Origin of the sequence: Polaromonas sp. (assembly GCF_030689685.1) — a bacterium.
Lineage (GTDB): Bacteria > Pseudomonadota > Gammaproteobacteria > Burkholderiales > Burkholderiaceae_C > Polaromonas.
Genome location: NZ_JAUYEY010000090.1, coordinates 19447 through 31130, shown reverse-complemented (window position 1 = coordinate 31130; position 11684 = coordinate 19447). Strand labels below are relative to the sequence as shown.

The 11684-nt window shown below is 60.9% G+C and carries 10 protein-coding genes; 2 read left to right on the top strand and 8 right to left on the bottom strand.

All coding sequences use genetic code 11. From position 1 onward, the window contains the following. Positions 1–297: 297 nt before the first annotated feature. The 8 genes from Q8O29_RS18920 to Q8O29_RS18885 form a co-directional block, all read right to left on the bottom strand. The gene (locus Q8O29_RS18920) at positions 298–1884 is read right to left on the bottom strand and encodes a glycerol-3-phosphate dehydrogenase/oxidase (protein WP_305565649.1); all 1587 of its coding nucleotides are present in this window, start codon (positions 1882–1884) and stop codon (positions 298–300) included. A 36-nt stretch (positions 1885–1920) separates the two neighbouring features. Beyond that, the gene (locus Q8O29_RS18915; RefSeq protein WP_305565647.1) at positions 1921–3582 is read right to left on the bottom strand and encodes a Na/Pi cotransporter family protein; all 1662 of its coding nucleotides are present in this window, start codon (positions 3580–3582) and stop codon (positions 1921–1923) included. A 115-nt stretch (positions 3583–3697) separates the two neighbouring features. Continuing rightward, complete coding sequence (locus Q8O29_RS18910) at positions 3698–4546, bottom strand: endonuclease/exonuclease/phosphatase family protein (RefSeq protein ID WP_305565646.1); 849 nt, start codon at positions 4544–4546, stop codon at positions 3698–3700. Positions 4547–4556: 10 nt separating this feature from the next. Then, positions 4557–5396 (bottom strand): carbohydrate ABC transporter permease, encoded by an 840-nt coding sequence (locus tag Q8O29_RS18905; protein ID WP_305565644.1) that lies wholly within the window; start codon positions 5394–5396, stop codon positions 4557–4559. After that, entirely contained in the window at positions 5393–6277 is an 885-nt protein-coding gene (locus Q8O29_RS18900; RefSeq protein WP_305565643.1) for a carbohydrate ABC transporter permease, read from the bottom strand. Before Q8O29_RS18900 ends, Q8O29_RS18905 begins: the two co-directional genes overlap by 4 nt. Positions 6278–6333: 56 nt before the next feature. Then, positions 6334–7641: an ABC transporter substrate-binding protein gene (locus Q8O29_RS18895; protein WP_305565641.1), complete on the bottom strand. Its 1308-nt coding sequence runs from the start codon at positions 7639–7641 to the stop codon at positions 6334–6336. A gap of 24 nt (positions 7642–7665) precedes the next feature. After that, positions 7666–8679 (bottom strand): ABC transporter ATP-binding protein, encoded by a 1014-nt coding sequence (locus tag Q8O29_RS18890; protein ID WP_305565640.1) that lies wholly within the window; start codon positions 8677–8679, stop codon positions 7666–7668. After that, positions 8658–9155 (bottom strand): ATP-binding cassette domain-containing protein, encoded by a 498-nt coding sequence (locus Q8O29_RS18885; RefSeq protein WP_305565639.1) that lies wholly within the window; start codon positions 9153–9155, stop codon positions 8658–8660. Before Q8O29_RS18885 ends, Q8O29_RS18890 begins: the two co-directional genes overlap by 22 nt. 186 nt (positions 9156–9341) lie before the next feature. Between Q8O29_RS18885 and Q8O29_RS18880 the strand changes: the two genes are divergently transcribed. Both Q8O29_RS18880 and glpK read left to right on the top strand, forming a co-directional pair. Beyond that, positions 9342–10109 (top strand): DeoR/GlpR family DNA-binding transcription regulator, encoded by a 768-nt coding sequence (locus tag Q8O29_RS18880; protein WP_305565638.1) that lies wholly within the window; start codon positions 9342–9344, stop codon positions 10107–10109. A 48-nt stretch (positions 10110–10157) separates the two neighbouring features. Continuing rightward, complete coding sequence (gene glpK, locus Q8O29_RS18875; protein ID WP_305565637.1) at positions 10158–11651, top strand: glycerol kinase GlpK; 1494 nt, start codon at positions 10158–10160, stop codon at positions 11649–11651. Positions 11652–11684 lie beyond the last annotated feature (33 nt).

Genomic DNA, 11684 nt, shown 5'->3' with positions numbered 1-11684 from the left:
GGGGCCTCCGGCGGCCTGGCAGGGGCCTGATTTAAAAAATTCCGCAAGCCCTTAAACTTCCCTTTTCAACCTGGTCAGCCCGCACATCGAAATTACCCAAATTGCGAACCCTTCAGGCTCATACCTGAATTGGAAAATACTCACCTGCTGCAGTCCAAATTGGCACACCCCGTGGGAATTTTCCAACTCGGGATCATTTCGGGCTTCAGCCCTTGTCACATATAGGAGCAGCGCTATTAATTCATGAGCATCAAAGTCAAGCCATCCCCCAACTGCGCGTCAGGTCGCCAGCGCGCATCACACTGGCAGGGTCAGATATTGGTCGGCCAGGACCAAAAACTCCTGCGAGCGGGGGTGAGGCTGCCCCTCCTGCTCAAGCAGGCTGGCCACCTCGGGCGCCAGAGATTTGGCGAGCGCGGCGTCGAGGAACAGCAGGCGCGAGCGGCGTGCCAGCACGTCCTCGACCGTCCTGGCGTACTCGTAGCGCGCCGAAAACCGCACCATCGCCTCCGTCAAGCCACCGCCCAGCAACCGGCCGGCCCCCGGCAAGGCAAGAACGGCCGCCGCTTCGCTGCCATAGAGGTGCAGGCCGGGTGAGTCGCTGATTTTTTGGCCGGATGACTGAGCGCCCACCAATTTGAGATCGGCGGTCACGCCTCCTGGACGTTTTGCAAGCAAAGCAGCGGCAAAACAGTTATCCAGCACGTCTTCGGCCATGGCGCGGTAAGTCGTCCATTTGCCGCCGGTGACAGTAACCAAGCCGCTTTTACTGATCAGCACCGTGTGCTCGCGCGACAGCGCCTGGGTACTGTCGCCATCGTCTTCAGGCGGTTTCACCAGAGGTCGAAGCCCCACCCAAATGCTTTTGATATCGGCCGGACCAGGCGCCTTGCTTAAATAACGCGCCGACTCGCCGAGGATGAAATCAACCTCCTCGCGGAACGCCAGCGGTTCGCGCGCCAGGTCGTTGCGCGGTGTATCGGTCGTGCCGAGGATGGTCTTGCCAAGCCACGGCACGGCGAACAGCACGCGCCCGTCGGCGGTTTTGGGAACCAGCAGCGCATGGTCGGTCGGCAAGAACGACCGGTCAACCACGATATGGACGCCCTGGCTGGGCGCGACCACGGGTTTGACATCGCGGCCTATAGCCTGGCCATCAAGCAAGCGCAGCTGATCGACCCAGACCCCTGCCGCGTTCACAATACATTTGGCACGCAATGTAAGTGCCTGCCCACTTTCTTGGTCGGTGACACGCAGACCCACCAGCTTGCCCCCCGCATGGACGAGGCCAGTGGCTGGGCAGTAATTGACGAGCAGCGCGCCGGCGCGAGCCGCGCTGCGCGCAAGCGCCAGGGCCAGGCGTGCATCGTCGAACTGCCCGTCCCAGTATTTGACACCGCCCTTGAGCCCGGCCTGGCGGGCCGTCGGCAGACAGCGCAGTGTCTCTGCACGAGTCAAAAATTCGGTGGGGCCGAGGCCGGCCTTGCCGGCCAGGGCGTCATATATCTTGAGTCCAACGCCGTAAAACGGAGCCTCCCAGAATTTGTACGAAGGCATCACGAAAGGCAGGGGCTGCGCCAGATGCGGCGCATTGGCCAGCAGGTGCGTGCGTTCATGCAGCGCTTCGCGGACCAAAGAGATATTGCCTTGCGCCAGATAACGAACACCACCGTGGACCAGTTTGGTGGCGCGCGAGGAGGTGCCTTTGGCAAAGTCGTGCGACTCGACCAGAACGACAGAAAACCCGCGTGCTGCCGCATCGAGCGCCACGCCGAGGCCAGTAGCCCCGCCGCCGATGATCGCAAGGTCGTAGGTATGGGGCGCTTTGAGGCGCTCTAAAAGGTCTGCGCGTCGCGTCGGCAACGGCGGGGATTCAAAAGTCATGCGCTCCATTGTTCGTCTCCACGGAAAGCCGGCGCCTCACACCTTGTCGGGCAAGGAGGCTGACTGGCGCAAGCGGTTCGGCGCAAGCGCGCCGGCAGAGTCAAGAATCGGATAGGCGATTGAGCAGATGTGGGAGTTGATGCGCTTGAGATCGCTGATCAGGTCAATGTGCAGTGAGCTGGTTTCGATGCTCTGCATGGTGTTGTCCGACAGGCGTGCCAGATGGGAGGTGGTGTAGGCGTGCTCGAGATCGCGAAAACGGGCTTTTTCCTCCAGCAGCTTTTGGGCGTCGCGTACGTTGCCGCTCAAAAACACGCTCATGCCTAGCCGCAGGTTGTCAAGCAGGCGGTCGTGCAGCTCACAAATTTCAGCCATGCCCGCCTCGGAAAAACGCCGGCCCGGCTTGATCTTCTTGTCCTCGATGTCGATCAGCACGCGCTCAATGATGTCGCCGATCTGCTCCATGTTGATCGTGAAGCTGATGATGTCAGTCCAGCGTCGGCTTTCGTCCTCTGCCAGCGCTTCGCGCGAAATCTTGGTCAGGTAATACTTGATGGCTGAATAGAGCGCATCCACCGTATCGTCCATCTTGCGCAGCTCTTCGGCCAGCCTGATATCGCCTCGCTTGATGACTTCAAGAAGCCCGCGCAGCATGGTCTCAACCACGTCAGCCTGGTGCAGCGCTTCGCGAGCGGCGCAAGAGATGGCCAGCGAGGGCGTGGCCAGCGCTGACGTATCCAGGTGATGCGAGCGACCGTTGACCGTGGTCTTGTCGGGCCGAGGCAGCCATTTTTCAACCCAGCGGGCAATCACCTGGGTCAGACCGATAAATACCGCGGCCACCAGCGTGTTGAAGGCCAGGTGAAAAAGCACCACCATGGTGGCGGGGTCGCCGAGGTAAGGCCGCACATGCCGCAGCCACGGCCCCAGCAGCGGCGCGACGATGGCGACGCCGAGAATTTTAAACATCAGGTTGCCCAGCGGAACCTGACGAACTTCGACAGCCGAACGGGCAGTGGTCAGAACCGTCAGCAAGCCGCTGCCCAGATTGGCGCCCAGCACCAGCCCCAGCGCCACATCCAGCGGAATCACGCCATATGCCGCTAGCGTGGCTGTCAGCAGCACGATGACCAGGCTGGAGTAAGCCACCACAGCCAGCACGGCACCGGCCGTGATTTCCAGCAGCAGGTCACTGCTGAGCGTTCCCAGCAAGGCCTTCACGGCCGCGTTCGAAGTCAGCACTGCCGTCGAGTCCGTCACTAGCCGCAGCGCCAGCAGCATCAGGCCCAGACCGATCAGGATGCGACCGAAGCGGCCCACGTTGGTGTCCTGGCGAGAAATGAACAGCACCACGCCGACAAAAATGAAGAGCGGGGAGAGCCATGACAGGTCAAACGAAAAGACCACCACCATCAGGCTGGTGCCGATGTCAGCTCCCAGCATGACCGCCAGCGCCAGCGGTAGCGTCACCAGGCCCTGGCCGACAAAAGACGAGATGATGAGTGCCGTGGCGGTGCTTGACTGCACCAGCGCCGTAACGCCAAGGCCCGAGATGGCGGCGGTGTAGCGGTTGCTGATGCTGCGCGACAACACGTGGCGCAAATTGCCTCCGAACACCCGAAGAATGCCGGTACGTACCAGGTGGGTGCCCCAGACCAGCAGCGCAATGGCTGCCAGTAGATTCAACAAATGCTTCATAGACGTCGGTCTCGCCTGTACGCGCTGGACAGCATATTCGTGAAGCGGGTGAGCTGGTAGGCAACGAATGGGGCTACTCGAACAAGACGCTGGAGATGGCGCACGTGGTGTCCGGTCAGTCCAATTCAAGCAGAACCGGTTGATGGTCGGACGCGCGTGTTTGCGTATTGACATCAATACCTGTGACGCGTGATTTCAAGTCATCGCTTACAAATACGAAGTCGCAGCAAATGGGCTCTGGCCCGTAGCGCCGGTCAACCAGGCGGAACGTCGGGGCGTGTGGCGTGTTGCCATGGACCAGGCGCCACGCGTCTGTCAAACGGGTTGTGCCTGGCGTTGCCTCCACCTGAATGCGGGCGTACTCCGTATCGGAGGTTTCAAAGTTGAAGTCCCCACAAAGTACAGCACTTTGGGTGTGCACTTTGCGCTGGAACGGCGCGCCGGTTTCATCAATCAGCGGCGGATGCGCAGCCTGACTACAGGCCTGGGCATGAATATCAACCAGTGACTGTGCCTGGGCCAGGCGTTGACGGGTGGAATAGAACTCAAGGTGCGTCGTCATGACGCGCAGGGGCCTCATCTGCGTCAACACGGTGAGGCAGGTGCACATGCGCGGCATGGAGCGCACGCCGCCGTCTGCCGGGTAAGGCAGCGGGTAATACTGAACCTGGGCCACGGGCAGGCGGGTAGCCACCAGATTGCCGAATTGCTGACGCTGCCCGTTACGTCCCAGCTCATTCACTGCGGCGCCGAAAAACACCTCGAAATCCGGAAGCAGTTCGCGCAGACGCGCCACTTGGTCGAATCCAGCATTGCCGGTAAGTTGCGGGTAGTTGACGGCAACTTCCTGTAGACAAAGCACATCAAAGTCGGCCATGGCGCGTACCTCGCCCACAATGCGCTCCACGCTGACAACATCATCGAGCCCGCAGAACCACTGCACGTTCCAGGTGATCAGTTTCATTGAATAGACCTTACTTGATACCCGCCCGCATGAAGCTTTGCACAAATTGGCGTTGAAAGAGCAGGAAACCAATCAGAAGCGGCGCTGATGTCATCAGGGTGGCGGCGGTGATGATGGACCAGTCAACCCCCTGGTCGCCGGATGAAAAGACCTGCAGGCCAACGGTCAGGGGCCGCGCGCTCACGCTGTTGGTGATGATGAGCGGCCACAGAAAGTTGTTCCAGTGAAAGCTCACGGACACCAAGGCAAAAGCGGTATAGACGGGCTTGGCGAGGGGCACGTAGATGCGCCAGAGAATTTGCAGCGCGCTGGCGCCTTCCACGCGCGCGGCGTCATCCAGCTCCTTTGGAATACCCAGGAAGGTTTGGCGCAGCAGGAAAATGGCAAACGCCGATGCGAAGTAGGGCAGGCCAATCGCCAACAGGGTGTCGACCAGGCCGAGGTGGGCCATGGTCTTGTAGTTTTCTACCAGCAGGATGTCCGGCACGATCATGAGCTGCACCAGCACCAGCGCAAACAACAGATTCTTGCCCGCAAATTCGTACCGGGCAAAGGCGTAGGCCGCCAAAGTGCAGAGCACCAACTGGCAGCACAAGATCATGCTCACCAGCATGATGGTGTTGAGAAAGTAGCGCGCGAAGGGCGCAGCATCCCAGGCGCGCGCAAAGTTATCCAGGGTAAGAGGCGCCAGCAACTCGAACCGGGTGGCATATTCGGAGGGGTGAAACGCGGTCCAGATCGCATAAATCAGTGGCAGTATCCACAGCAGGGCCAGCAGCCAGGCGGCCACGGTGTCGATCAAGCCGGGGGCGTTGTAGACGAGGCGTGACGGTAATGGCGCCGCTTTCATTGGTAATGGACCTTGCGGTCGAGCACGAAGAATTGAAAAAGCGCCACCGACGCCAAAACCGCCAGCAACACCACCGTGAGCGCCGCGGCGTAGGCGGTGTCCCAGAACTTGAACCCTACTTCATATAGGTGGTAGAGTAAAAGCGTGGATGCGTTGTCGGGGCCGCCGCGCGTCATCACTACCACATGGTCCACCATGCGCACGGCGTTGATGACGGCGTTGACCATGACGAACAGGGTGGTGGGCATCAACAGCGGCCATTGCACGCGGCGAAAGAAATACCAGCGGGAGGCACCTTCAATGGCTGCCGCTTCCCGCAGATTCGGGTTCAGGCTTTGCAGTGCGGCTAGGTAGAAGATCATGAAAAACCCGGCTTCCTTCCAGACCGTCACGAGTGTGATGGCGCCCAGTGCGGTGCGCTGGTCACCGAGCCAGTTGTGTGAGGGCAAGCCGAACAGACCGGTGATTTGCTCCAGCAGGCCATAGCCCGGCGTGTAGAAAAATAGCCAGATGTTGGCCACTGCAACCATGGGCAGCACCGTGGGTGTGAAGTAAGCCATGCGCAGAAAGCCGCGACCGGTCATGCGTTCGTTGACCCAGAGAGCCATGGTCAGTGCCAACCCGATGGACAAAGGGATGGTGGCCAGTGCAAACCACAGGTTGTTGGTGGCCGCCTTCCAGAACACCGGGTCGTTGACCATCACTTCGTAGTTTTCCACCCCCACCCATACACTAGGCCGACCGCCCTTGGGAGTGGAGAAAAAACTGTCGATCAGGGCGGCGACGGCCGGGTAATGCGTAAACGCCACCAGCAGCACAAAAGCTGGCAGCAGCAGCAAGTAGGCGTGAAGCGCCGTGGTGTCGAACGGTTTGGAGGTCATAAAACACAGTCACAATCGACCGGTTAGCCCGCGTCGATTGTTCGCAGTGCGCTATATTATTTATAGCTCCGCAACAGACGATCAGCCTCCTTCTGGGCGTCCTGCATCGCCTGGGTTGGCGTTTTGGTACCGGTCAGTGCGGCCTGCAGGTTGTCATTCAGGACTTTGGTGACGCGCTGGTTGTCGTGGGTGGAGAACTCGGCCAGCGCAAACTGCAACTGGTCACGCGCCACCAGTGCAGGTGGGAAGTCCCGGCCAAATTTGCGCAGCGCATCGGTGTCGTAGGCAGCGGGTGTGACGGCAACAAACCCGGTCTCCATGCTCCACAACGCGGCACGTTCGGGTTGGGTAACCCACTTGATGAACTTGAACGCTGCTTCCTGCTCGGCCGGGCTCGACTTCTTGAAGATGTAGAAGTTGCCACCACCCGTGGGCGAGCCTCTGCGTTTGTTGGCCGGCAGCATGGCGACCCCGAAATCAAATTTGGCGTTACTTCTGACGTTGGTTAGGTTGCCGGTACTGGTCCACATCATGGCGACCTTCTTCTCAAGAAAGTCTCTTGGCGTGGTGCCCCATTCCACAATGCCGGGGGGGTGGACACCCTGCTTGGCCAGGTCGACCCAGTATTGCAGGGCCTCAATGACCTTGGGATCGTCAAACTTCACCGCGTTGCCAGCTACGTTGGCCAGTACCGCATCGTTCGGAATCACCAGCCCCTGGAACAGCCAGTACGGGAAGCCCGAAGAGGGAATTTGCACGCCCCACTGCGTGACTTTGCCGCTGGCGTCTTTCCTGGTCAGCTTTTTTGCGGCGTCGAGCATTTCGGCCCAGGTCGCCGGCGGATTGTTGGGGTTGAGCCCGGCTTCCTTGAACATGTCCTTGTTGTAGAACATCACTATGGTAGAGCGCATGAATGGCGCGCCCCAGGTCTTTCCGCCGACCTGGCTGTTGAGCATGAAGGCCTTGTAGAAGCCATTCAACCAAACCTTGTCGTCAGCGGTCTTGATGAAATTGTCAATCGGTATGATCGCGTCGTCATCAATCAGGGTGAACATGTCAGTGGACAGCAGCACTGAAGTCGCCGGCGGGTTGCCCGCCTTGTGCGCCGTCAGGGCCTTGACAATGGTGTCCTGGTAGGTGCCGGCGTAGATCGGCGTGATCTTGATGCCGGGGTTTTCCTTGGTAAAGCTGGCCACCAGCCCCTCGACGACTTTAGTAATCGGCCCGCCGACTGCCAATGGGTAGAAGAACTGCACTTCGACAGGTGCCTGCGCATACGTAGGCATCCCCAAGGTACCTGTCAACAGTGCGCTGGTTGCTAGCAGGTTGAACGCGGCAGATTTCAGAAAAGTCTTTTGCTTCATGGTGGTTTTCTCCAGTTAAAAGGTTTAAGAAATACGGTTTCCCTGTGCGTCGAAATAGTGAGCGGTCGATTCCTGCCACTGCAGAGTGACTTGCGCACCCGCAGCCATGTCAGACTTGCCATCGGCACGCACTGTGATCAGCTCGGACCCCACGGCACACCGTAAAACAAGGTCGGCGCCCAGATATTCAAGGCTTCGCACCGTGGCGGGTACCTGCCCGTCCAGTGAGACAGATTCAGGCCGAATGCCGAGGAAATCGCCAGCGTGGTCTACCGCAACCCGGCTGCCCGCGATGTGGCCGTTCTCCAGACGCAGCAGGTTCATGGACGGTGTCCCGATGAACCGCGCGGCAAATGTGGTGGCGGGTCTGGAATAAAGGGTACGCGGCGCGGCCGATTGCTCGATGCGCCCATTGTTGAGCAGCACCACCTGGTCGGCCATGCTCATGGCTTCGGTCTGGTCGTGTGTGACATACACCACGGTCAAGCCGAGGCGCTGCTGAAGGTCACGCAACTCGTGGCGCATGTCCTGTCGTAATCGGGCATCCAGATTGGACAGGGGCTCGTCCATCAGGCAGATCTTGGTCTGTGCCACCAAGGCCCGGCCCAGTGCGACGCGTTGTTGTTGTCCGCCCGACAATTGGGACGGCTTGCGATCCAGTAGTTTTTCCAGGCCCAGCAGCTCAGCGGTTGCCTGCAGGCGTCTCGCCGTCTCAGTGGCATTGACCCGGCGCACGGACAAACCGAAAGTGATGTTGCCTGCCACATTCAAGTGCGGGAACAGGGCGTAATTTTGAAACACCATCGCAAGACCGCGCAGGGCGGGTGGCTGGTGCGTCACCTCTTTGCCATCCACGAAAACCTGGCCGCTGCTGGGAGACTCAAGCCCTGCAATGATGCGTAGCGTGGTGGACTTGCCGCAGCCTGAGGGTCCCAGCAAAACACAGAAGGTGCCAGGCTCTATCGTCAGGTCGATAGCGTCCAGTGCTTTGGTGCCACCCCAATCCTTGGTGACACCTACGAGTTGGATTGAAGACATTCGGCCAGTTTGGGCAGTGATATTGACGGTTTCGTGACTATCCCAGCGCGCGCCAACGCGACTCGCTGCTGCTGGCCGCCCGACAACTCGGCGGGGTAGCGGTCCAGGAACATCTCGATATGCAGGCGCTGCGCAATTTCGCGCACCCGCTGGTCGACATTTTTTTCGCCCCGCAGCTTGAGCGGCGACGCGATGTTGTCGGCCACCCTGAGCGACGGGTAGTTGATGAACTGCTGGTAGACCATGGCGACGTTGCGCTCGCGCACCGGCATACCCGTCACATTGGCGCGGTCCACGCACACCCGGCCCGAACTCGGTATGTCAAGACCGGCCATGATGCGCATCAGGCTGGTCTTGCCGGCCTGCGTCGCACCCAGCAGCACCGTGACCTCGCCGGTGCGCGGGGCCAGGGTCATGTCGTAAAGCCAGGTCTCGGCACCGACTTTTTTACTGACGTCGTCCAGCAGCAACTGCATCAGGCGCCTTTCCGCGCGCCTGCGGGGCGCTGGATCAACTGAGGAGGTGCATGCAAGATTGGGCTGCCAGAGTTCGTAATTTTTCTATTTTTATTCCTTTTAGCGCGTTTTACATAGATATATTCCCTTATTTGTTTCTTTTTGTTTCGATATACAGTTGAACTATTTTCCTGAACAGAGTGACGCGTGAATTCAAATCCCCGGCAACTCAAACTTCTCGATGTGGTCCGCACGCGCGGCTCCGTCACTGTCGAACAACTCGCCGAGACCCTGGAAGTTACGCTGCAGACGGTGCGCCGCGACGTGCAGCGCCTCGCCGAGGCCGGTCTGCTGGCGCGTTTTCACGGCGGCGTGCGCGTTCCGAGCTCAACGATCGAAAACCTTGCGTACCGGCAGCGCGAGAGCCTCAACGCAGATGGCAAAGCCCGGATTGCGCGCACCGTCGCCAGCCAGGTGCCCGACAACTGCTCGCTGATCCTCAATATAGGAACGACCACCGAAGCCGTCGCCCGGGCGCTGCTGGCGCACAAGGGTTTGCGGGTCATCACGAACAACCTCAATGTCGCGGCCATCCTGAGCAGCAACCCCAGTTGCGAAGTGATCGTCACCGGGGGCGTGGTGCGCGCCCGCGATCGGGGCATCGTCGGCGAGGCGGCGGTTGACTTCATCCGGCAGTTTCGCGTCGACATTGCGCTGATCGGAATTTCGGGCATTGAAGCCGATGGCTCGCTGCGCGATTTCGACTACCGCGAGGTGAAAGTGGCACAAACCATCATTGGCCATGCGCGCGAGGTCTGGCTCGCCGCCGACAGCAGCAAATTCAACCGTCCCGCGATGGTCGAACTGGCAACGCTCTCGCAGATCGACCGCCTGTTCACCGACCAGCCGCCGCCTGAACCGTTTCCGGCGCTGCTGGCCGAAGCCGGGGTAAGCTGCGACGTGGCCCGCGCCTGAGGGCGCCCCAACCCGCCCAAGCTGCCTCAATCATTTGCGACCACCGCCATGACCTACCTGCTCGCCCTGGACCAGGGCACCTCCAGTTCCCGCAGCATTGTTTTTGACGAGCAGGGCCACATCGTCGCGCTGGCGCAGCAGGAACTGCCGCAGATTTACCCCAAGCCGGGCTGGGTCGAGCATGACGCCATGGCGATCTGGCGCACGCAGCTCGCGACCGCGCGCGAAGCCCTGGCCAAAGCAAAGATCAAGGCCGGCGACATCCGCGCGCTGGGCATCACGAACCAGCGCGAAACCACCGTCGTCTGGAACCGCAAGACCGGCCGGCCCATCCACCACGCCATCGTCTGGCAGGACCGCCGCGCCGAAGCCACCTGTGCCAAGCTGCGCGAGGCGGGCAAGGCGCCCATGATTCAGGCCAAAACCGGCCTGCTGATCGATGCCTATTTTTCAGGCACGAAACTCAAGTGGCTGCTGGACAACCTGCCACAAGCCCGGCAGCAGGCAGCGCGCGGCGAACTCGCTTTCGGCACCATTGACAGCTGGCTGATGTGGCAGCTCACCGGCGGCAAGCTGCATGCGACCGACGTGACCAATGCGTCACGCACCATGCTGTTCAACGTGCACACCAACGCTTGGGACCAGGAGCTGCTGGCGCTGCTGGACATCCCCGAAAGCCTGATGCCCCGGGTCATGCCCTCCAGCACGCACTACGGCGAGGTGCTGCCGGAGCTGCTGGGTTCAGCCATACCCATTGGCGGAGTGGCCGGCGACCAGCAAAGCGCGCTCTTCGGCCAGACCTGCTTCAAGGAAGGCATGGCCAAAAATACCTATGGCACCGGCTGCTTCATGCTGATGCACACCGGCAACAAATTCCAGACCTCGCACAACGGCCTGCTCACCACCAGCGCGGCACAAGTCACGCCGCAGACCGAATACGCGTTTGAAGGCAGCGTGTTTGTCGGCGGCGCCGTGGTGCAGTGGCTGCGCGACGGCCTGCATGCGATCAAGGGCAGTAGCGAGGTGCAGGCGCTGGCGCAAAGCGTGCCGGATTCGGGCGGCGTGATGATGGTGCCGGCCTTCACCGGCCTGGGCGCGCCTTACTGGAAGCCCGATGCACGCGGCACTATCACCGGGCTGACACGCGGCACCACCGTGGCGCACATTGCACGGGCGGCGCTGGAAAGCATTGCCTACCAGAGCGCGGCACTGCTGCAGGCCATGAGCCGCGACGCGGTGGCCGCAGGCGCGGCCCCTGTGGCCGAGCTGCGGGTAGACGGCGGCGCCTGCATCAATGATCTGCTGATGCAGTTCCAGGCCGACCTGCTGGGCATACCTGTGGTGCGGCCCGCCGTGACCGAAACCACGGCGCTGGGCGCGGCCTATCTGGCCGGGCTGTCCAGCGGCGTTTATGCCAGCACCGATGAACTCTCTGCCATGTGGCGCGCCGAGCGCCGCTTTCTGCCCACGCTCAGTGCGACACGCGCGACGGAACTGATGGCGCAGTGGGAGCATGCGGTGCGGCAAACTGTTTGTCTCTAACCGGGGCGGCTCCCTTCGGCGCCCTGTCACCGG

Coding starts and splice junctions, on each gene's coding strand:
- Q8O29_RS18920 (WP_305565649.1), bottom strand. CDS start 1,884: ATGACTTTTGAATCCCCGCCGTTGCCGACGCGACGCGCAGACCTTTTA.
- Q8O29_RS18915 (WP_305565647.1), bottom strand. CDS start 3,582: ATGAAGCATTTGTTGAATCTACTGGCAGCCATTGCGCTGCTGGTCTGG.
- Q8O29_RS18910 (WP_305565646.1), bottom strand. CDS start 4,546: ATGAAACTGATCACCTGGAACGTGCAGTGGTTCTGCGGGCTCGATGAT.
- Q8O29_RS18905 (WP_305565644.1), bottom strand. CDS start 5,396: ATGAAAGCGGCGCCATTACCGTCACGCCTCGTCTACAACGCCCCCGGC.
- Q8O29_RS18900 (WP_305565643.1), bottom strand. CDS start 6,277: ATGACCTCCAAACCGTTCGACACCACGGCGCTTCACGCCTACTTGCTG.
- Q8O29_RS18895 (WP_305565641.1), bottom strand. CDS start 7,641: ATGAAGCAAAAGACTTTTCTGAAATCTGCCGCGTTCAACCTGCTAGCA.
- Q8O29_RS18890 (WP_305565640.1), bottom strand. CDS start 8,679: ATGTCTTCAATCCAACTCGTAGGTGTCACCAAGGATTGGGGTGGCACC.
- Q8O29_RS18885 (WP_305565639.1), bottom strand. CDS start 9,155: ATGCAGTTGCTGCTGGACGACGTCAGTAAAAAAGTCGGTGCCGAGACC.
- glpK (WP_305565637.1), top strand. CDS start 10,158: ATGACCTACCTGCTCGCCCTGGACCAGGGCACCTCCAGTTCCCGCAGC.